This window comes from Embleya australiensis (assembly GCF_051903075.1).
GTDB lineage: Bacteria > Actinomycetota > Actinomycetes > Streptomycetales > Streptomycetaceae > Embleya.
In genome coordinates this window covers 5269128-5290779 of the sequence record NZ_CP182422.1, presented here as the reverse complement: position 1 = coordinate 5290779, position 21652 = coordinate 5269128, and the positions used below count along the sequence as shown (strand labels likewise).

The 21652-nt window shown below is 66.8% G+C and carries 16 protein-coding genes and 1 pseudogene; 4 read left to right on the top strand and 13 right to left on the bottom strand.

Features of this window, described 5'->3' with window-relative positions; all coding sequences use genetic code 11:
* The first annotated feature begins 16 nt into the window (after nt 1–16).
* A complete protein-coding gene (locus ACMXN5_RS23045; RefSeq protein ID WP_439676780.1) occupies nt 17–547 on the top strand; it encodes a hypothetical protein in 531 nt (176 codons plus the stop codon).
* 248 nt (nt 548–795) lie between these two features.
* Here ACMXN5_RS23045 and ACMXN5_RS23040 read toward each other — a convergent pair whose 3' ends face one another.
* The 4 genes from ACMXN5_RS23040 to ACMXN5_RS23025 form a co-directional block, all read right to left on the bottom strand.
* The gene (locus ACMXN5_RS23040; RefSeq protein ID WP_439676779.1) at nt 796–3564 is read right to left on the bottom strand and encodes a caspase family protein; all 2769 of its coding nucleotides are present in this window, start codon (nt 3562–3564) and stop codon (nt 796–798) included.
* Entirely contained in the window at nt 3561–3935 is a 375-nt protein-coding gene (locus tag ACMXN5_RS23035; RefSeq protein ID WP_439676778.1) for an effector-associated constant component EACC1, read from the bottom strand. Before ACMXN5_RS23035 ends, ACMXN5_RS23040 begins: the two co-directional genes overlap by 4 nt.
* A 216-nt stretch (nt 3936–4151) precedes the next feature.
* Nucleotides 4152–5588, bottom strand: coding sequence for a HEPN domain-containing protein (locus tag ACMXN5_RS23030; RefSeq protein WP_439676777.1), 1437 nt, complete (start codon nt 5586–5588; stop codon nt 4152–4154).
* A gap of 444 nt (nt 5589–6032) precedes the next feature.
* Nucleotides 6033–7637, bottom strand: coding sequence for a tetratricopeptide repeat protein (locus ACMXN5_RS23025; protein ID WP_439676776.1), 1605 nt, complete (start codon nt 7635–7637; stop codon nt 6033–6035).
* A gap of 652 nt (nt 7638–8289) precedes the next feature.
* Between ACMXN5_RS23025 and ACMXN5_RS23020 the strand changes: the two genes are divergently transcribed.
* Nucleotides 8290–8604, top strand: a complete 315-nt coding sequence (locus ACMXN5_RS23020; RefSeq protein WP_439676775.1) for a hypothetical protein — start codon at nt 8290–8292, stop codon at nt 8602–8604.
* A gap of 764 nt (nt 8605–9368) precedes the next feature.
* On the opposite strand, the gene ACMXN5_RS23015 is transcribed toward ACMXN5_RS23020, so the two are convergent.
* From ACMXN5_RS23015 to ACMXN5_RS22995, 5 genes and pseudogenes are all read right to left on the bottom strand, one after another.
* The gene (locus ACMXN5_RS23015; RefSeq protein ID WP_439676774.1) at nt 9369–9848 is read right to left on the bottom strand and encodes a hypothetical protein; all 480 of its coding nucleotides are present in this window, start codon (nt 9846–9848) and stop codon (nt 9369–9371) included.
* Nucleotides 9849–10058: 210 nt separating this feature from the next.
* Complete coding sequence (locus ACMXN5_RS23010) at nt 10059–11279, bottom strand: 4a-hydroxytetrahydrobiopterin dehydratase (protein WP_439676773.1); 1221 nt, start codon at nt 11277–11279, stop codon at nt 10059–10061.
* A 132-nt stretch (nt 11280–11411) separates the two neighbouring features.
* Nucleotides 11412–12377 carry a DUF4238 domain-containing protein gene (locus ACMXN5_RS23005; protein WP_439676772.1) on the bottom strand — a complete coding sequence of 322 codons (966 nt, stop codon included), beginning with the start codon at nt 12375–12377 and terminating at the stop codon, nt 11412–11414.
* Nucleotides 12374–13222 carry an abortive infection family protein gene (locus ACMXN5_RS23000; protein ID WP_439676771.1) on the bottom strand — a complete coding sequence of 283 codons (849 nt, stop codon included), beginning with the start codon at nt 13220–13222 and terminating at the stop codon, nt 12374–12376. The genes ACMXN5_RS23005 and ACMXN5_RS23000 overlap by 4 nt, the downstream gene beginning before the upstream one ends.
* A gap of 225 nt (nt 13223–13447) precedes the next feature.
* A pseudogene (locus ACMXN5_RS22995) lies at nt 13448–13840 on the bottom strand (arsenate reductase ArsC).
* A gap of 484 nt (nt 13841–14324) precedes the next feature.
* On the opposite strand from ACMXN5_RS22995, the gene ACMXN5_RS22990 reads away from it, so the two are divergent.
* Nucleotides 14325–14885 carry an IS110 family transposase gene (locus ACMXN5_RS22990; protein ID WP_439676770.1) on the top strand — a complete coding sequence of 187 codons (561 nt, stop codon included), beginning with the start codon at nt 14325–14327 and terminating at the stop codon, nt 14883–14885.
* Nucleotides 14886–14987: 102 nt separating this feature from the next.
* Here the strand turns inward: ACMXN5_RS22990 and ACMXN5_RS22985 are convergent, their stop codons facing one another.
* The 4 genes from ACMXN5_RS22985 to ACMXN5_RS22970 form a co-directional block, all read right to left on the bottom strand.
* Complete coding sequence (locus tag ACMXN5_RS22985; RefSeq protein ID WP_439676769.1) at nt 14988–16286, bottom strand: SLC13 family permease; 1299 nt, start codon at nt 16284–16286, stop codon at nt 14988–14990.
* Nucleotides 16283–16753, bottom strand: coding sequence for a CBS domain-containing protein (locus ACMXN5_RS22980; protein WP_439676768.1), 471 nt, complete (start codon nt 16751–16753; stop codon nt 16283–16285). The genes ACMXN5_RS22985 and ACMXN5_RS22980 overlap by 4 nt, the downstream gene beginning before the upstream one ends.
* The gene (locus tag ACMXN5_RS22975) at nt 16740–18035 is read right to left on the bottom strand and encodes a cation:proton antiporter (protein WP_439676767.1); all 1296 of its coding nucleotides are present in this window, start codon (nt 18033–18035) and stop codon (nt 16740–16742) included. The genes ACMXN5_RS22980 and ACMXN5_RS22975 overlap by 14 nt, the downstream gene beginning before the upstream one ends.
* A gap of 760 nt (nt 18036–18795) precedes the next feature.
* Complete coding sequence (locus ACMXN5_RS22970; protein ID WP_439676766.1) at nt 18796–19023, bottom strand: hypothetical protein; 228 nt, start codon at nt 19021–19023, stop codon at nt 18796–18798.
* A 1171-nt stretch (nt 19024–20194) separates the two neighbouring features.
* Here ACMXN5_RS22970 and ACMXN5_RS22965 point away from each other — a divergent pair.
* Nucleotides 20195–21508: a hypothetical protein gene (locus tag ACMXN5_RS22965; protein ID WP_439676765.1), complete on the top strand. Its 1314-nt coding sequence runs from the start codon at nt 20195–20197 to the stop codon at nt 21506–21508.
* Nucleotides 21509–21652: the final 144 nt, after the last annotated feature.

Below are 21652 nucleotides of genomic sequence, written 5' to 3'. Positions count from 1 at the left end.
CGCGGGAGTGTGGAACATGGGTCCGGTTGACGACGCCCGAAGGCAAGGGCGTGAAATCGAACAGATCAGGTTCGCGGAAGAACGGGAACGTCTCAGGCACTGGGGCATCGACTCCCGCCGGGGAGTTCAGATGGCTCCCGAGCTTGCTGCCTTCGCGGGCGACATGGCAGGACGCCTGTCCAGGCGGAAACTGGAATCGCTGTTCCTGCACGTCGACACCCGCGAAGAACGCGTTGGACTGTTCAGCGGCAAGAGGCAGTTGATGAGGGTTTTCGAGTCGGTCGGCAAAGCGTGGCAACTGGCGACGTTCACACCCGAGAACGGCTCCAACGAGCACAGCGCCGTATTGTCTCCCGACGGCCGTCTGTTCGAGGCACGCAGGCTGGACGCGCTGTTTCACCGCGGTATTCTCAAAGGAGGCGGGTTGGCGTTGGTACCAACAAGGAAACACGTCGTTGGACTAACCCCTGACCTGCAATCGCTCCTCTTGGACTACCTGGACTCGCGAACCGTGATCTGCGCACGCGACCCCTACCGAATCGGATAGACATCCCAACGGAACACCCCGCGCGACGCGCGTCTTGAACCCAGAGGCGATCGACGTCGCGTAAGACGGCCGCAGCGACAACCGCCAGCCATCAAACTCATCGAGGAGCAGGCCACCCGACCGAGGGCGTTGGTCGTCGTTCCAATCGGGCGGAATTTCAAGATCCAGTCGGAATGCAGCACCCATTTTCCTGATCTCCCGCAGGCCGGACACGCCAGTTGAGGCGTCCACGTTCGACCATCATCCTGCTATGCGTAATTCGATCGGTTCATCTCGCCTTCATCCTCGACCAGGTAGTTTTCAGGGGAGAAACGACTGAGTGCGCGCTCAAGACGTGAGGTCGAAACAGGAAAGTAACAACTTCGCGATGCGACCAAAACGAGACATAGCACCCTGCCGGTGCGCCGGATGCCGCAGTGTCGAAGCAATCGCCTATTCGGAATGACCCGCTCATCGACCAAGAGAACGAGTTCGCGGTGCGCCGGGCGCGCGGGATCCACGCTCCGCCAGTGAAAGTCTCGAATTTGGTTCCAAGGGATGCGCACGCCACGTCCGCGAACACTCAGGGCCAGTGCGTTGCGATCGACACGCACCGCGAACGCTTCTTCGGACACGATCATTGCCAACAGCAGGAACAGAAGGAGCGAATAGACGGCCACGATCATGAACCACGCCGGAAAGACATAACTGGGGGGCAGGGGGTCACTGGCCAAGCAGCAGACGACGAGCCAGAGAACAAAACTTAGCAGGATCGCACCATATCTGCGGTACCCGAACGTTCTTCCTTCGACGTGGAGTTCTTCGATGTCGTCGCGAATAATGCCTCGTTCGGGATTGGCGCCAGGATCCCATGCCCGGCGACCGAAGTACCCAAGCGCCCGTTCCAACTCGACGCGGCGCAGGCCCAACGAGAATAGTTCACAAACCACGATCTCGTTCGCGCACGACAGGCGTCGCGGGAACACCCAGAATCGATGAGGCCGCGTAGCAACCGTCGATCTGTGATCAATTTGCAGAAATAGCAAACCGGTCGCGGGCTCCGCATCTCTCCATGAGATAACTCCCACGCGAGTGATCTCTGCCCAATCCCAGTGGTGGGTTTCACCTGCTCGCTCGTACCGAACGCCTTTTTCGTCGATTCTAAGCCTGACAGGGCTCCTCAACGCGCCCAGCACGGGCAGGGCGGGAAGCAGTAGGAGATAAGTCCAAAGGGCGACAGCCAAAAGATTCGGCCAGTGGTAGCGCTCAAGGGAGACGCGCGTCAGGAGAGTCACCGAAGGGGTAAAAGCCATGACGAGGAGCAGGAAAGTGAGAGCCATCAGTGGCGTTTTTGGCACCGTACGATCAATGGCCGGTGCGGCGGCGGAAGGATTCGTCTCAAAATGAGGTTCGCCTTGCATCCGAGCCGACGCGTCGCCAGCTGCAACGAGCTTTTTTCCACCGAAGAGGGCCAAGGCACTTTTCAGTTCTGCAGGGGCGCAATCCAGTTTGGTCAAGTCGGCGGCGACGACTCCGCCGAGCTTGCGCGACAGGAACGCTCGGCGCGGAAACCAATAGGTCTTCTCGTGAACCTCGGACTCGAAGTTTAGGACAAGGAAGTATCGCCCGCGTCTTCGCCCCAGGATGCTCGCACACCATACAATCCGGGCGTGCGTGATGGTGTGCCAAGAGTGACGGTAGAACGCTCCGGGACCGCGTGCGAGTACGATCTCATCCCTGTCGACGGAAAGATCATACTTTTGCACGAATACCTTGATGCCAATCAAGATACAGCCTGCCAGCGCGCCAATAAGCGGGAAAGCCAAGCGTCGCGGTAATTTCAAGGGAACAGCTTCGGCCCGGCCGTCGACCAGCCGAGTGGGCCGCGCATTTGCGAAGTCGAAACTGCCCATTGCCAGGTAGCGCGCGATCAGCCCGAACCCCACGAGTAAAAACAATACCAATGCAATCATGCTTCCGGTGCGAGTCCGCCTGGTATAACGAACGGTCTCGCCCGTTGGGACTTGGGAACGCAACACCAGCCACGTCTCTCGCCACGCGGTTACCTGTTCTGCAGGCACATCACACGCCGCCAAGTAGGCGGCCGTCGCTGCCCAGGTTGGCAGCGTTTCCAGTGTGGTCAACGTGGCGATGTCGTCGACCGCGAGGCATCCCCGCGTCCGTCGGCTGATCACCTGAGGGCTACTGCCACACGTGACTCCGACTTCGGCCAGCCTTCGTACAAAGCCCGACGCCGAGGTCTCGCCCCGCACGTTGGGCCAGGCCCTCATGTCGTCGACATCGGCTGGGTGAGGGGCTCTGTTGACCGCCAAGGCGATTCGCCCCGCCGTGTTGCGGTCGCTCTTCTGCGGCTCGGGGCGGCCCGAGGCCAATAGACGCTCACGAGTCGCCGAGTAAACGGTGTTCAAGTCCAGTAGGCCCGGACCGCCGGGGACCCCGTCCTCGACGACGCTAAGCAACGCCCCAGTGAAGGCGGTGTGTCGCTCGTCGAGCGGAGCGATCGCCCGGACGTTCTCGTGCGCGGCGGTCAAGACGAACGTTCCCTCGATGGCAGCCTGCTCCGCCAGTCCCTGCGAATCCCCCATGCTGCCCAAGGCCCTGCCGCCGTAACAGCAATCCAAGATGACGACACGGCGCACAGCCCGGGATTCCAAGAGCGCTTTACGCAGATGCCGATACTCCAGGCCGGTGTAGCCCTCACCCTGTATCGACTCCGGCAAGGACAGGAACAATTCGCCTGTATCGCTTTCCAGGAGGCCGTGGCCCGCGTAGTAGACGAGCAGGGTGTCCGTAGCTTCCCGCGCCGCCTCTCGGACGACATCTACGATCGGTTTACCCGTCGGTGGATCCGCAATTACCCGTAGATTCCTTTCGGGCAATCCCCACGAGTGAGATCCCCCAAGCATCGCTGCGAGGTCGTTCAGATTGTTCGCCACCGTGGGCAGGTCGTCGAGATCGTCGTACCTGGCTACACCGATGAGGACCGCTCGAGACGTCTGCGGATCGGGCAGGTTCACGTCGGTTGATCCTGGCATTCATGCCCAGGATCGCCCGTTTGATCCAGGAATGCGAGCAAGCGTTGGACTTCAGCCTCACTCATGTCGGTAAGCGTGATTTCGGATGCTCCACGTCGCACAGTGATCTGCGGCGACCTCGGCCTGGTTCCTCGCCACGCGGCCACGGCTACCGCCAGTGAGGCTGCCGACCAGCCGCTGTCCGTGATCAGCTGGATGACATCGAGAACAGACCCCATCTCGTCGAGCCGCGAAGGTTCTCGCCCGGACAACGACGTGCGAGCCGTGCCACGCAAGCCGGGGTCGCGACCCAACCAGGCGTAAAGGGAGCGCAGTTCGTTCTCGCCACCACTGACCTGTAGCTCCACACGCATTGGTGCCCCCGTTCTCGACCACGCCACAATCACCCCACTACGGGTAATCGCCCGGAATCGATCTCATCTTGGCATCCTCACTCCCCATGCGTCCGTTCGATCAGGTCATTCGCCCGGTCTCTCACTCATCCGAGGTAAATTGCGGGCCCAGGCGTCGCTGGGGATCGCTGAGGTCCTCCAACCTCGGTCAAGGAGATTCGAACCAACGCCTCCTCGTCATCCGCGGAACGCGGCAGCTGCTTGCCGCCAGTCCACAACACGCTGATTCCGCCGGGCTCGATACGAGGGGTCCTTGGCAACCATGTCGATCAGGTGGGCCCCGCGCGGAAGCCCAGCCTCGACCAGGAGGCGCAGGCGGATGATCGAAAGCGTGAGTTCGTGGACGCCGACGAGAACGCCCGCTTCCCACTCCAAACGGTGGTCGGTTCCATAGCCGTGGCTGAGGGCGTTGCGTATGGAGGCGGCGACGAGCGCCCACTCGGCGACCCGGCCGTCGAAGAACCACTCACAGAATTCCTCGCCCAAGTCGTTGGCAAGTTCCGCGAGCCGTTTCTCCAGAGACGGCCCGTTCGATCTGATCGCGGAACGGATCCTGTCGCGGTCCTTGCGGTTGAGACCGGTCAGTTTGAGGGCTTCCCACACCCTGTTCGTGAACGTGTCGCTCTCGGCGACGGCGGCGTGCAGGCCCCGATGGAGGGTCTCGGCCGCGTTCACGGCCTCCACGACCATTGTCTGCAGAGTGCCGCGCTGCTTGTGCGGTTGGGCAACTGTGACGGGGAAGATGTGGTCCTCGGCGAGACGCAACCATTTCGGGATCAGCACCGATACGTCGACGTCGTCCGCCGTGAATGTCGGCGTGCAACCCCGCAGTTCGCCCTCGGCTGCGACTGCGTCGACGACCTCGGGATCGACGCTGACGGGAAGAGTGCGGTGCGCGAGCGGAGAGTCCGGCCCTCGGTAGGCGAGCGGTTGAAGCCTGCAGTCGAACTCGTACACGGGCTCGTGGAAGGCGATCGAGATCAGTGATCGCAACGGCATGATGATCCGCTGCGCCAAGGTCTCAAGCGTGAACCCGGCTTCGCGTTCAACCTGGATGGCGACGAGTTCCCTCAGTGACCGGACGCGTGGCCCCGTGGTGCCCACGAGGTCCGCGAAGATGGTGACCGTAAGACCATCCCCGCAGTCCACTACGGTGGCTTCGGGAGCGTGATAGTCCTCTTCTGTGCGGGCTCCCCGGGGGCCTCGCAGACCACCGCGGGGCCACCAGGTGGACAGGCCGGTCACCTCGAACATCGCGGCTTCATAGAGGGCGTCCTCGGAAAGAGCGTCACCTTCCAGAAGCGAATGGGACCACCAACGTTGGGCATGTTGGTCGTCCGCCCCGTCCCGCTCGTCGAAGGGTACGTCGAACCGTCGGCCCGGGCTGCGGTACAGCGTGGAGTGAGCGCTGACAAGGGTGTATCGCCTGCCCAGGCAAGCACCGTAGATCGTCACGGACGGAACCATCGCGACGCTGTCGTCTGCCTTCGGCTCCCACGGCAGTGTGCCGATGACATCCAGACGCCAGTGATCCGTCTCGCGCGTGAGCGTTCCCGAGACCCGCCTCTCCGGGTGTCCATCCATCCACCACACGCCGCTCCGGGCGTCGATCATTCAGCCCACCCCACGATGTGAACGAGGCTCGGCAAAACCGATCACCCCACCGTAGCGTCGGGCGCGGACACGGTCGTCTCGCCCACCATGTTGGGCCGGGCGGTTCGTTCATTGAAAGAAAGCGTTTTGCGGATCCCGTGGTGCTCTGGGCCGTCCTCGTCGGTCATCCTGATGCACCCGACGTGACCTTGAACGGCTCCGTCAGTTCGATCTGGAGGGCTAGCGAGGGACATCCACAATCGGGCTGCGCTGCGTCGGCACCGCCCCAGCTGGAATTGGCCGAGGACCAGCTGAATTTCGCTGTGCCACCTGCGCTGATGGGGAACCGCATTGGAATATTCCGTGCGCTGGTCGGAGGTTTCCGTGATGCGCCCCAGGGTTCTTCCGGGGCGCATCACGTCGTGGAGAGAGCGCGGAACCACCTACGCGAGCGCTCCTGCCGAGCTACTGGCGGGGATCGCCCGTGCCGGGATCGGCGTGGTACAGGCGCGCGATCTCCTCCGAGACTCCGAGACGCGCCGTGACTTCCGCGAGTATCCGCAGGGCTTGGGGGTCGTTGACGGCAAGCGCGGCAAGGACGGCGTCCAAGTCACTCCCGTCGTGCCCCAAGCCGCCCATGACCCCCGCAAGCACTCGGTGAGCGTGCGCGTTTCCTGCCGCGAGCGCTTCCTTCCAGACCTTCACTGCGTCCTCTTCGCGATCGAGATCGATCAAGAGGATCGTAAGATTGGTAGGCGCATGCGGGTGGCCTTCGGCAATGGCGGCTCGGTACAGGTGTTCAGCCTCCTCGACGCGTCCCAGGCTCACCAAGAGGTTCGCGAAGTCGTTGGGTGTGAGGGGGTGCCCGCTGTCGAGCGCAGTGCGGTACAGATTCTCTGCTTCCTCGTCACGGCCTTGTTGCGCCAGCAGCAGCGCCAGGTTGTGGGCTGCGTTCGGGTCACCGCCGGCGAGTGCGATCCGTAGGAAGCGCTCGGCTTCCTCCAATCGCCCGAATTGCATCGCGAAGTACGCGATCCAGGTGGCTGCCTCCGGGTCTCCTTGGGCGCACGCGAACCGCAGGCAGTGCTCGGCTTCTTGGATACGACCCGCCTGTGCCAAGAAGAGACCCAGTTCGAGCGGGGCCTCGGGAACACCGTCGCTGACCGCGCGCCGGTAGAGCTGTTCCGCACGGTCGAAGTCTCCTGCGGTCGCCAAGGCACGTGCGAGACCAAGGGGCTCGTCGAATCGTCGGAGTTGGTCGCCGATAGAAGCCAGCCGGTTCCGTACCGCGGCTGCGTCCGAGGGGCGATCGTTTGGTTCTTTCGCCAAGAGTTCGAGAACCAACTGGGCCAGCTCCGCCGGGATTTCCGGGCGTATGTCCTGGGGCGGTGTCACGTGTTCTTCGAGATGGGCCCACATGTGGCCGGTCCCCTGGAGATAGTGGAAAGGTGGCTTGCCGGTGAGGAGTTCGTAAAGGACGCAGCCGAGCGAATAGAGGTCGCCACGGTGATCGCCCAGGCGTCCACGCCAACGCTCGGGTGGCATGTACTGGGGCGTACCGATCGTGGAACTGGCGGTTGCGGTGAGAGCCGCGTAGGTACGGGCGAGGCCGAAGTCGAGGATCTTGATGCGACCTTCGACGGTAAGGAACAGATTCGCCGGCTTGAGGTCGCGGTGGATCAGCTTGATCTTGTGTGCGGCCTGGAGTCCGTCGCAGACCTGGGACATCCAATCGACGATCCGTTCGAGAGCAAGTGGCTCCCCTCGGAGCACGTGGGCCAGGTCGTGGCCCTGGAGTCGTTCCATCACGAGGTACATGACCTCGTGTCCGTTGCCTCCGCCGGCGTCGTAGACGGTCACAACGTTGGGGTGGTTGAACCTGGACACCGATTCGGCTTCCCGGACGAACAATTCCTCGGCCCGCGCGTCTTCCGTGTTGGTCAACAGCTTGACGGCGACGGTCCGAAGGAGTCTCGGATCGTGGGCAGTCCAAACCTCCCCCATACCGCCACGGCCGAGGCGTTCGAGCAGTTCGTAGCGTCCATCGATGATCCGGCGCGTGGTGGTCACGACCGCCCCCCGTTCACGTATTCCCAGGACGATGCTCTACCAGTCAACTCCTCGGCCGCGCGGGGGGTTTCCCGCATAGCTCTCGCCGCCGCCCTGGCCACCGATGAATCCGGAACCTTTCCATCTCCTCGGGCAGGGATGGTTCATCGCGGGCGCTCGACAGTTGAGGAATCAACAGGTGATCCAGCTGCCAATCGTGGTGAAGAGCGACGCGATGCGCCGACCCGGGATATCCGCCTCCAGGCACCCTCGCCATCCTGAACGAGCCGTTGGCGGCCCCCGGCGCCCGACCGGGTGCCGGGGGAAGGTTCGTCGAGTGGATCGACCCCGGACTACGACGCGGCTCGGGACTGCTCACACCCTCATCCCAACAGGGTTGCGATGTTCGGCCACGACCGATCTCCGCGTCTCAGCAGCGCCATTCATCCACGTTGCGATCCTCGGTCACCCCCTCATGGTGACCGCCAAACGACTCGTTCGACCTCGGCGACGGTGTGCTCGTCGTTGCGATCCTCGGCCACCCCCAAGGGTGACCGCCACCACCTCCGGGGCCGCCCCCGGGCCTGTCCCAGCACCCGGTGTGAAGTTCGCGAAAATGCCCTCGGGGTGGGCAGGTGGTCACTACCGTCGGGCCCCTCACCCTGGGGGCAACATGGCTGAACTGTTCGGAAACACCCGCCCGCGCAACGAGGTTCCGACGTGGGGCCGCGTGGTGTTGGTGCTCATCCCGATCGTGTCGATCGGGTTCGCGATGTGGTTGCCGTTCTTTTACCTGGCGAAGACTCGCCACCGGCCGCGTGACTGGTACTTCACCGTGGTGTTCGCCTTGGCTGTGGTGTTCTACGTGATCGCCGCGAGCACGACCGAGGACTCACCGATCGCAACGATCCTGGCAACGGCCGTGATCTTCTTCATCCTGTTCGCGTCGGTGTACGCGTGGCTGGAGACGCGCCCGAAGCGTGCATGACACAAATAGGCCCCCCGCTGCCTTCGGGCAGCGGGGGGCCTATTTGTGTGTCGGCCAGGCCCTCACGCCGATGAAGAGCAGGGCCTAATCGTCCTCCCCGAAGCCGTAGCGAACGTTCTGGTGTTGGCAAGACGGGCAACTGATGTAGGCGTCGGAGTTGTTGCCATCTTCGTAGGGCAGATACGACGTACCGCCCGAGAGCGAGGACTGACACACCGCGCAGCTGCCGCCTCCGCTCTTGCTGCGGGTCGATGGGTCTACGAGCACGCCACCTTCATCGAAGTAGACGCGCCACCCCATGCATGCGCCGTTGTGGCATTCGTATCGACCTCCACCCGAGTCGGCCCACAGGGACTCGCCGCAGTCAGGACATGCCCGGCCCGATCCTGCGCCGATGCTCCCGAACAGCTTGCCAAGGAACCCCATCGGTAATTCCCCCCCCACATCGACGATCTCGTAGTCATCAGATCGCATGAGTACTGGCCGGGTCTGTCGAACCAGTCGTTGGGGGTCGCCAGCCTTGTCGAAAGCCGTGATCTCGCCGAGGTCACGGTGGCGCGCATGCGGGTTCCCCTCCCTGTGGTGGCAGGGAGGGTGGCGGCGATGTCGAAAATCTCGTGACCGAGTTCACAGAACAGCCCCCGCTGCCTCACGGCGGCGGGGGTTTTCGCGCGGCCGGTTCACCCACTCTGCCCCTCGAAGTAGAGCCGCCCGTCCGCAGGGTCGTCGCCGAGTCCTTGTGCGCGGTGTGGCTCGACGCCGGGTCAGCGGGTGACGGTCAGCCGGATCGGTGTGGTGGGCTCGACCGGTGTCCCGGCCGCCGGCTCCATCGACTTGACCGTCCACTGGTAGGCGATGTTCGCCGCGTCCTTCATCACATCGTGACCATCGGGGGCTGTGGCTGCGGCGACCTCGAAACAGAGCAGGGGGTCGGCGCCGGTGCTCAGGTCTTTGCCAACAACGTTCGGCACGGCCTGCGGCCACTGCTGCCCGTAGCACGCAGTGCCGGGTTTCACGGCCGGGTCGGTGTGGGTGGTCGCCTCGGGTGCGGGTGCTGCCGTCGTTCCCTTCGGCGGGGGCGCGGGGGTCTTCGCCGGGGGCGCTGCCTTCGTGCTCGGCGCGGGCGGCAAGGCCGTTGTTGCCGGCACGACGGGCGCCGGAGACGTGGCCGCCGGCTGGGCATCCTTGTGCTTCTTCGGCGCCCCCACGGTGACCCCGATGGCCCAGAACCCGACGAGCAGCATGCCGACCGCGATGAGCGCGGTCCGGACCTTGTGGCGGATGTACCACGGTCGCGGCCGGTCGGCGGGTGGTGTGGGCGGTGTCCAGGCCATGGCGGGACGGTAGCGGCCCGCACGGTCGCACGTGGCCGGTTCGGGAATCCGAGCCGGTCGACCTCGCGCCGGACATGCGTCCGCCCCGCCTCCCGAGGGAAGCGGGGCGGCTTCGTCATGTCAGTCGATCGGCTTCGCGCCGTGCCCCGCGACAATCGGGTCGATCCACCGGGCGAGAACGAAATCCCGGTCCGTCAACTTGCCCCCGAGATCGTGCGTGGTACTGGAGAACTTGATGCGCTGCCACGTGATGTGGATGTCGGGGTGGTGTCGGATCTCGCGGGCCTTCGCACCGACGTACATCGCCAGGTGCAGGGTCTCGTGGTATGCCTGAGTGAACGTGCGCTCGATTGCATCGCCCACGTGCGTCCAGCCCGGCAACTCGGCGAGCGACTTGGTGATTTCGTCGTTGGTCAGCGGCGTCGGAGCCACGTGCACCACCCCCATGCGGGCCGATCGTAGCCAGCAGGTCGGCGAGGTCGCGCCCGTATGCGTGATCGACCCACGGGCGCATCCGGTCCCGCACGAGGGCGAGTTCGGCGCGGGCGCGCGCGGAACCGGTCGACGTGCCGACGAGCGTCGCGCGTTCGGCGAGGTCGAGGGCGCGCTCCGGTTCCCCGGCCGCGGCGGCGACGGCCGCGTGCCGGGCCTGGACACGGCGACGTCGCGGCGGTGTGCGTCGGGCATCGCGCCGAGCACGCGCGTCCACACCCGGTCTGCCTCGGCGATGGCGTCGGGATCGTGCATGCGGCCGTAGCAGGTCGCTCGTTGGGCGTCGATGTATCCGGGGGTACGGCGGCAGGCGTCACCCCAGGGCAGGTCGTCGTCGATGCGTTCGACGAGCTGCTGTGCCTCACCGAGGAGAGCGTCGACACCAGCGCGGTCGCCCCCGAGGGAGCGGCCGTGTGCGCCGTACACGGAGGCGATCACCCGCACCTTGGGGGTGAGAGATCGCGGGTCGGCGAGCGCCGCGTCCGCGAGGTCGATTGCCCCGGCGCCGTCCCTTATATCGACGCGCAGCGAGGCCTTGTTCGCGAGGGCGTATCCGATGAGCTGGTGGTCCCGCGCGCGGTGGGCCATGTCGAGGGTGATGTCGCGCCACCGGATCGAGGACGGGTGGTCGCCAGCGTCCTGGTACAGCCGCCCGAGGAGCGCGGCATAGGCAGCGCCGACGCGGAGAAGATCCCGCCGGAGTTCACCGGCCGCCGACCCGGAGAGTTCGCAGATGAGTTGGTGCTGCGCGGTGACGGTGGCGACGAGCTGGTGCGGGCCGAGGAGCATGTCGGCCCGGTAGTGGCCCTGGAGTTGCTCGCGGAAGTAGAGGACGAGCGCAGGATCCACGGGCTGCCGCGACGCTGGGGCGCGTGCGGCAACGGTGGGTGGGGCGAGGGCGGATGCCGTCCCGGTGAGGGCAGCGCCGACGATGAAATCACGACGGAGCACGGGCTGCATTCGAGCGGTGGTGAACGTTCATCAGGTGTGGGATCGGTCATCGTCGTGCTCTCGGACGAAGCGACGGTCGACCGTCAAATCCGGGGCCATCACGTCGTAGGCGACGGCATAGGACGGGGACGGGTGATCCCCGCCGGCGACCCAGGGCGTAGGCAGTCGAGGCCCGGTCAGCTTCAGGTGCCGCATGGGATTGTGCGCCGGGTGCTGGAACAGGTGGATGTCGGCGGCGTCGTGGATCGCCACGCTGAATATCAACCCGATGCCACCGTCCAGCTTCAGGCGGTGGTCGACCCGCTTGTTCCGGTCCTCTTGCTGCATCACCAGGTCCGGCAGGAACAGGAAGCGGTGCGGGTCCAGGGGAACGAGAATGCTCAGGTGGGCCGCCGAGAGCATTTGGTCGTCGGAGTCCTGGCCGTTGAGGACCACCACGGGCACGTCACCGCTCATCAGGCAGGCGGCGCTGACGCCGACGCCCCAGGGCCGCTGGTCGACGAGGAAGGCCAAAGGCCCGAGGTACTCCTCGATGAACCGCAGGTGGTCGTCGTTGTCCGCCGCCGACCGAATGTTGGGCGGCGCGTCGAGTGTCCCACCACCGGAGGCCGCCTTGAGGTGATCGAGGCGCTTGCGCTGACGGGTGGTCCGCAAGAGTTGCGCCGCGATCCACCACGACATCCTGCGTCGGTCCGCCGGACGCAGGGGCCAGCGGCGCGGCAGCGCGTACTCGGCGTCGTCCAGAATCATGCTGAAGACTCCCGCCGCGCCGGCCTCGATCCGGCACAGACCCCTCTCCGCCTCGTGGTGCAGGGTGCCGTCTGGTGCGGTGCCCCAGTAGAAGCCCTTGACCGCGGCGACGTTCCTGACGTTCGTGGGAAAACACACCGACGGATCCTCGGCATTCCGCGCGATGGTGAAGTGCCCGCGATTGCGCCGCTGTTCGGCAAACCTGCGCAGGTACATCTGCGGGACGGTGTGGTCGTTGGCCGTCACGGCCCCGCCTGTGCGTCTGCCTCGGCGCGGGTACGAGCCTGCCAGGGTGCTTCAGGGTCCGCGAGGGTATCGAGCATGAGCTGACACCACGTCAGGGCGGCGTTGACCGCGAGGTGCGCGTGCCGGGGTCTCAGTCCCACGCGGGTGGTGGCCGGGCCGTGGCCGGGGCCGTAGCCGCGGTTGCGCAGCTCGGCGAGGCCGATCGCGATGCCCGAGACCGACCCGAGGATGCGCTTGACGGCGTCGCTGCCGTCCGGGCCCGGCGTGTGGGACGAGGGGTGCAGGTCTAGGAGCTGCTGCGCCTCCTTGACCAGGGCGGGTATGCCCATGGTGTCGTCGACGGTGACGCCGCGCTCGGTCAGGACGACCTTCGCGGTGCTCTCGATCAGCTCCTTCGCGCTGCCCACCGCGAGCGCGGGATCGTCCAGGACGGCCCGCTGGATCCGGGCTAGTTGCTCGCGGATCGCCGACGCGTCCTTGAGGTGGGCAAGGTTGCCCACCACCAACCGCGCGCCGACGGGGGTGATGTGCCCAGTCTCGGGATGGGTGGCGTAGCCGTCGCGCAGGAGCGAGTTGCGCAGGCTCCCCGTCGCGTCACCCTCCCACCCGTCGATCAACCGCTCGAACACGCGCAGGACCCGGTCGACATGGCCGGGGTCGGTCCAGTCGACGGACTCCAGATAGGTCTGGGTGGTCTGCCGACGGATACTCGGGTCGTCGTAGGTGCTGTCGGGGTTGGGTGCGAACTCCTCGTCCTGGAAAGCGGTCGCGATGGCACCGACGTAACTGTCGGTCATCAGGTGCCGGAAGCTGCTGCGGGTGGCACGACTGATCAACTCGGTCATCGCGAACCCCCGATCAGACGACGCGGATCGGGACAGCCATTTCCGGCATCCTTGGACATGCCACGACGGTAACGGCAGTCACCAGCACCGGGCTTGCATTATTCGACGTCCGTCACACCACCGTGATCACCGCAGGGTGACCCCGGTCCGCGTCATCGTGAGGCCCGCACCAGGCTGGGGCTCGGCGCGAGCAACATGACGAACACGTCGGATTCCGAGTGGGTCCTATGCCTGGTCTGTGGTGAGTTCGCCGATCAAGACGCGGATGCGCTGCTCGATCTCGTCGCGAATCGGGCGCACGGCGTCGACGCCCTGGCCGGCCGGGTCGTCCAGGGCCCAGTCCAGGTATCACTTGCCGGGGAAGATCGGGCAGGCGTCGCCACAGCCCATGGTGATCACCACGTCAGAGGCTTGGACGGCCCCGACGGTCAGGACCTTTGGCGTCGCGTTCGAGATGTCGATGCCGACCTCCTTCATCGCCTCGATCGCCGCCAGATTGACCTGGTCACCGGGGATCGAGACTGCGGAGCGGACCTCGATGGCGCCATTCCCCGGGTGTTCGAGGAAGCCGGCGGCCATCTGGGAGCGGCGGGCGTTGTGGACGCAAACGAACAACACACGCCCCCGCCATCCTCACAGCCTTGGCCGAGGCCCTCGACCAGGCCGGGCAACGCCCGCGTGCACGAAGTATCGCCGTCAAAGCCGCAGACGCGGGAATGCTGGCCCCGCTACGCAGCCTTGTCGCCATGCGCCCTGACGATCCTGGCCGCCCAGCCTGGACGTCCACGATTTCGAACCCGCGCCATGGCCCTGATCGCAGCAAGCCTGTTGATGCCTCATGAGCGATCCGTATTGGGAAGAGTCCGCATTGTGGTGGTGGCGAAGTCGAAGCTTGGTTCGTAACGTGCCGATCGGGTTCCGTTCTTCGGACATGGCTTGTACGCACGTGCCGCTGTGATGGCTTTGCGCGATAGGACCGTCCGAAGTGTTCGGCGGGTGGCTCATCGCCGATTGGGATGTGTGGACCGGATCGTCGGCACTGATACGCGGTCGGCCCCCTCGCGACACCCCTCGGTAATTCTTGCTCGGAGGGGGATGCGTGGTGGCCGGGATCTGGGTCGGAGTGGACATCGGCGGGACTCACCATCGCTGCGTCGCGATCGACGATCCCGAAAACACGCTGCTGACCCGTCGGGTGGCCAACGACGAGGCCGACCTGCGGGCGTTGATCGCGGACGTGACGACGCTGGGCGTCGATCCCGTGTGGATCGTGGACCTGCCGGACGGCCCGACCGACCTGCTGCGGACGTTGCTCCACGACCGAGGCCGGCAACTCGTCTACCTCCTCGGGCGATTCATGCACAGTGCCGCGAGCTCCTATCCCGGCGGGGGCAAGTCCGACGCCCACGACGCGGCAATCCTCGCCGACCAGGCCAGAGCGCGCCGAGACCTGCGAACCCTGTCCCCGCCGGACGCGAACGCGGTCGACCTCGCGCTGCTCACCGCGCGCCGCGTCGACCTCGGTGGACCTCCCGGGCGTCATGACGTCGGCGCCGGTGGGGCGGCCCGGGTGTTGTTCGTCGCACGCGCGATGCCGGGCAGAGGGGTCCAGGTTTTGCGGGTTTCGCCGAGGTGGAAGTTGAGGATCTCGCGTGATCCGTAGCCGGCTTCGGCGGCGTGTTGCCCTGCTCGCGCACGGCGTCGAGTTCGGGGCGCCGCAGGCGGCGGCCGGTGGGGAGTCCTCGGCTGGAGTCGAGGGGTCCTTTCAGGCGAGCAGGTCGTAGCGCGTCCACAGGTAGAGCGAGGAGACGGCGACCGTTGCGGCGGTGACGATCAGGCCGTATTTGGTGAACTGCCAGAAGGTGATGGGTTGGCGGTTGCGTTCGGCGATGCCCAGGACGACGACGTTGGCGCTGGCGCCGATGGCGGTGGCGTTGCCGCCGAGATCCGCGCCCAGGGTCAGGGCCCACCACATGACGTGGCCACCGCTGTCACCGACGTCGTGGACCAGGTCGACGGTGATGGGGGCCATGGTGGCGACGTACGGGATGTTGTCGACGACGCCGGACAGGACGGCGGAGGCACCGAGCATCATCTGGGCGCCGCCCTGTTCGTCGTCGCCGATCAGGTCGGACAGGGATTGGGAGACCTGGTCGATGACACCGGTGTCGATGAGGCCGCCGATCATGACGAACAGGCCGGCGAAGAACGCGAGGGTGGGCCATTCGACCTCGCCCAGCACCTCGTTGGTCTCGACGGTGGAAACCGCGATGAGCACGCCGGCGCCGAGCAGGGCGACGATGCTGGGCTCGTAGTGCAGGACCGGGTGCAGGACGAATCCGGCGACGACCAGGGCGAGGACGACCAGTCCCTGGATCAGCAGGCGTGGGTCGCGGATCGCCTCGCGCTCGTCGAGGGCCATGATCTCCGCGGCGCGATCCTCGTCGTAGACGAACGTGCCGCGGAACATCACCCGGCACAGGCCGATCAACACCAGTACCAGGACGGCGGCGAGTGGGGCGAGGTGGACCAGGAAGTCGTTGAAGGTCAGTCCGGCGCGGCTGGCGATGATGATGTTGGGCGGGTCGCCGACCAGGGTCGCGACGCCGCCGATGTTGGCGGCCATGACCTCGGCGATCAGGAACGGCGCCGAGGGCAGGGCGAGCCGTTCGCACATCAGCAGCGTCACCGGCGCCACCAACAACACCGTGGTGACGTTGTCCAGCAACGCGGAGGCGACCGCGGTGATGACGATCAGCATCACCATCACCCGGAAAGGTTTCGCGCGAGCCTTCTTCGCGGACCAGATCGCCAGATACTCGAACATGCCGGTCTTCTTCAGCACGCCGACGATCATCATCATCCCCAGCAACAGGAAGATGACGTTCCAGTCGATGCCGCTGTCCTGGGAGTAGAACGCCGAGACGTCGTCGGTCGCGCCGACGGCGAGCATCAGGCCGGCGCCGCCCATCGCGGCGGCGACCCGATGGATCTTCTCGCTGATGATCAGTGCGTACGTGCCGACGAAGACGGCGATAGCCGCCCAGCTGTGCCAGTCGCTCATGTCACCCCGAGCAGTTGTTCGAGCAGGTGGGACGCGGTGATCACGCCGAGAAGCCGGGGCCCGCCGGCCGGGCGTTCGTTCGGCCGATCGATCACCGCGATCAGCGGACTGCGTTCGCGCGCCATCAGCGCGGCGACCTCCAACGCGGTGGCGTCGGGGCCGGTGATCGAGGGCACCGGCTTCTCGCGCGGCAGACACTCCCGTACGGTGCGCCCGGCCAAAGCGCGGCAGAGACGGTCAGCGTGCGGCTCGTCGATCACCGCCGCCAGTGCCGGGTCGTCGAGCACGTAGCCCGGCACCAGCAGGCCCACCAGGCGTGATGCGGGCAGGATCGCGTACGGCTCGCCGCTGTCGTCCAACACGAGGACACCGGGCAGGCGCTGTTCGGCGACCAGACGGGCCGCGTCCAAGGCGTCGCCGTCGAGCGTCACCACCGGGTACTGGGTGGCCAGGTCACGTGCGCGCATCACGAACTCCTTCTGTCTTGCCGGCGGCGGATCCGGTTTCCGGTGTGTGCGGGTGCGGCTTCGCGACGGCCACCGCGTGGACCGGAGCGGCGTCGTCGTCCGGGATGCCGACCAGGTCCTCGACGTCGAACGCGCGAGCCACGGGCACGTCCGTGCTGCTGTGCGCGACAATCGAGAAGGCTATGCACACCGCGATCACGGTGTATGCCTGCTCACCGTGCGGAATGCCCGACTGGAGCACCAGCAGGCCGTAGACGACCGATGCGAAGCCCTTGGGCCCGAACCACGCCGCCGCCAACCGCTCGCGCCGGTCGATGTCGGTGCCCAGCAACGACACGAGCAGCGACGCCGGCCGGATCACCACGATCGCCAGGACCACCGCGACGTAACCGCCCACCGACAGATCCCCGAACAGGCTCGGGGTCAGCAGCGCCCCGAACACCAGCAGCGCGGCGAACTTCGCCAACTCCGACAGCGCCTCGCCGAGCGGCTCGAACACCGCCTTGGACTCCGGCGAGATCGACGCCGTCACGGCCCCGGCGGAGAACGCGGCAAGGTAGGGGTTGGCGTGCGTGAGGTGGCAGGTCGCGTACAGGATCACCCCCGTCGCGAGCGGCAACAGCGGCTGCAGTTTGGGTTCGGCGCCCAACAGCCTGAACCGGGTGAGCAGGTGGACCAGCAGCGGCAGCACGACGCCCATGGCGAGTCCGGCGACCAGTTCGGCGCCGATCTTCGCCGGCGACGCCTCGGCGGAGTGCGCGGTCGGCCCGGCCGCGGCGATCAGCAGCAGGACCACCGGCAGGGCCAGCCCGTCGTTGACGCCGCTCTCGACATTGAGCAACTCGCGCAACCGGGCCGGAACCTCCTTGCGCCCGACGATCGCCGACGCGAACACCGGGTCCGTCGGCGCCAGGACCGCGCCGACCAGGAACGACGTCGTCCAGTCCAGTCCGACGAGGTAGTGCGTGGCCAACGCCATGCCGACGAAGGCCAACGGCATGCCCAGGCCGAGCGCCCGGGCGGGGTTGCGCCAGGTGGTGCGCAGCTTGGGGAAGGAGACGTGCATGCCGTCGGTGAACAACACCGCGAACAACGCCAGGTCGGCGGTGACCGAGACGATCGTGCTGTCCGGGGTGATGTGGATCAGCCCCAGACCACCGTCACCGACCAGGGCACCCCCACCCAGGAACAGCAACGACGTGGACAACACCGACCGCGCGGCCAAACCCGACAACAACACCGCCACCAGCAGCGCGACACCGAACACGGCGATGAGCACCACGACAAGCCCCCGATCGACGAAGGGAGTTCTGTTGACCGCCGACCAGGCTTCCCGGCACACCGAGGAGGAACCTACACGTTCTCGACCCGGAGACGACAGACGCACATCGACACGGTCAAGTCCCCCTTCGCTGCCGGGAGTAGGCAATCACCTCGCGGGACTCGCCATCCGCCGGCACCGCCCGCTCGGCCGTCCTGCCGGCTCGACGGCCATCTCGGGCGCCTCCCCTTCCTCACCGCGAAACCGTGGCGAGGGCAAATGCGAGCATCAGCACAAGGAGCGCGCGAGTGGTCCCTGGTCCCACATGTCGCCAGTACCACCTCCGCACCCCGTTCACGTCGTCCGGCATCGCCCACCGGACGTCCTGAGGCGCGGACCGGCCCGGGGCGAGCAATGCCACAGTCGGTGCGTGTGGAAGTCCGGCACCCGCCACACCTGGTCGCCTCGGGCACGCAACGGGGCCGCCAGGAATACCAACTCGCGTTTCCACGGCAGCTCTCGCGTCCGTGTCACCCGGACCGGCCCCGCAACAGCCTTGAGGAACACGACCCGAAGCACCGTCACCCACACCCGGGCCGGCGGGAGCCCCAGACGAAAGCCGCGGGCGTCGCGATCGCCGGCGGGATCGCCAACTCGCATAAGTCGCTCGCCGAACCGTCGTCCGCACCGCTCCGATCCGGTGCCGAGGCAACCGCCCGACGTCGTGGAACGCCCGGGGTCGGCCGGCCCCGGCACCGTCACGAAGTCTTTCGCCGTCGGATCACCGGTCGACGCCCGGGAGGGGGACGCTCGGCTCACCACGCCCCACACGCGCGCGCAGGTCCCGGATGAATTCCTCGACCTGGTCGCGGTCGTAGCCACGTCGGACGATCGCGAACCGGGGCGGCTCTCCCAACGGGCCACCGTCCTCCCCACACAAAAAGCGATCGACCGCGTTTCGGTCATAGCCACGAAGCACCAGATCGAACCCCGGAAACTTGTCGGTCATCACACGCTCCTCATCCCCGGTCACGGCCCGGACGGGCTGTCCGCGCCCAGGGACACTGTCGCGACGACGACGCCCCGCCCGCAGTGCCGCATCCCGGCAGAGTTCGGGGCCCATCGTCGACCGAGTCATCCCTCGGCCGGGCGCTGCGGCACACCGCCGTTCGCCCCGCCTGGGGTCGGCTGGGCGAGTCTGGGACGGGGTGTGGAAGCCCGTCCGATCCGGGCCGCGGATCCGTGACGACCCGACGCGAGCGTGTCCACACGACGACGATCGGCCGATCGAGTCGGGCGGCTTCAACTCCACGCTCAGTCTCGAACTCCTCTTGATGCCGGACAGTCGCCAGCCGTGGACACGGTCCGCATCGGGATATCGGGCACCCGGGGGGAATCGGCCGGGGGCTGACGGCAATCGATACGCGTCACCGTCCCGCAGGTGGACGTCGCGCCGCCGATTCGCGCCCGCCTCACCCGCGGTTCCCGGGCCCCGCCCGCCGGCGGTGATCGGAGTCACGCGGCACCCGGATGACGACGCCGACGCCGATCGGGTGGATCGGGGCACCGACGATGGCGCATTCGTGAATCCGTCCGATCGCGGTCGCGGTCGGGCGGACGTCGCGTGCCCGACCGGGCCGCCCCGGCGTGATCGCCGAACGTGTATGTCATTCCTCGGTCCCGATCGATGTGTTCGGGTCGGCGGGTACGTCGCGTTGTACCGATCGTGCGTGGCGATCCTCGATCCTTCCGACGGGCCCTCCCGGTGGGATACCGGCCAGCGGATTCCGGCGCCGGTGACGAAACAGGCCATTTGCGTCGAGACGTGGTTCGGGTAGTGGCAATCGCCCCCTATCGGTGCGGACCTTGTGCAAGGAATAGGGGAGGTGCCCTCGTTCCGGCCGTGAGGTCGGACGAGCAGGCGTCCCACGAGGGGGGTCTCGTGCAATTCCTCGCACCCGCCGAGGGCCCGGTGGCATGTCGCACCGTGCCCGGGGCACGTGCGCGCCGATCCGCGTACGCAAGCCCGATGTTCGGGGCGTCCGTGCGCGGCCCCGTCGTGTCCGGCGACTCGGGGTTTCACCGCGTTCATCCGTCGTGAGGCGCGTTCGTCCCCGTGCGCGGGGGCGTTGCCCGGCCGCCGTCGTCGCATCCGTCGCACCACAGAGGAAGGCAACCGCATGCCACACGACACCGTCACCGTCTTACCGGCCCGCGGCCCACGCAGGGCCCCGGCCCGCCGGATCGCCTCGCTGACCGCGGTCCTCGCGCTGGCCCTGGCGGGCCTGACCGCGGCCGTGACACCGGCGCACGCCTCCTTCCCGGGCACCAACGGGAAGATCTACTACTCGGACGACGTCTCCGGGAACCGGGACATCTACGCCGTCAACCCAGACGGCACCGGCGCCACACAGATCACCGACACCGCCGACGACGACTCCAACCCGGCGTCCTCGCCCGACGGTTCGAAGATCGTCTTCAACCGGTTCACCGACGGCCAGGGCGTCTACACGATGAACGCCGACGGCACCGGCGTCACCCAGGTCGGGAGCGGCAACTTCGACGACCGGTCGAGCTTCTCCGGCGACGGCACCAAGATCGTGTACCCGGCGTTCGACAGCGGCCTGGTCGTCGTCAACGCCGACGGCACCGGCGCCACCGTGCTGGGCACCAACACCAACGCGAACAGCCCCGCCTGGTCCCCCGACGGCACCAGGATCGCCTTCACCCTGTCGGGGAACATCTTCACCGTCCACCCCGACGGCACCGGCACCACCCAACTCACCACCAACCCCCCGGGAACCCTCGCGGGGGCCCCGAACTGGTCGCCCGACAGCACCCGGATCGCCTACAACCAGCGCGCAGGCATGGGCGCCGGCCAGGTGTACGTCATGAACGCCGACGGCACCGGCCAGACCAACATCTCCAACGACGCCATCACCTCCAACGCACCGCTGTGGGCACCGGACGGCACCAAAATCGCCTTCACGCGCGGCGGCGCCCTGTGGACGATGAACCCCGACGGCACCGGCAAGACCTCCGTCCTCGCCGCCGGCACCGGATCCCGCAACTTCACCAACTGGGCCGCAGGCCCGCCGCCCGCGAACGCGGACATCGCCGTCTCCCTGACCGCGCAACCGCACCTGGGCATCCTCGTGCCGTACCTGTCCTACACGGTCACCGCGCACAACAACGGCCCCGGCGCCGTCACCTCCGCCACCCTCACCGCGACACTGCCCGCCGGGAAGACCGCGACGAACCCGTCCCCGGGCTGCACCTCCGCCCCCGGCAGCGTCACCTGCACGTACGGCGCCATCGCCAACGGCGCGAGCGCCGTCTCCACGTTCCGCCTGCCGATCGGCCTGCTCACCATCGGCCAGGTCACCGTCACCGCCACCCGCACCGCATCCGCCCCCACCGACAACAACGCCGCGAACGACCACGCATCCCGCACCTGCACCGTCGTCTCGATCATCCTCGCCACCTGCCCCTGACCCCCGCACCACACACGCGACCGGCAACCCACGCAAGCGGCACCACGACACGAACGGCCGGGCGGCCCCGAACACCGGGCCCGCCCGGCACCGCACACCCCGCCCACCGATACCCCCCACCCCGGAACGGCCACGCGTCGACCG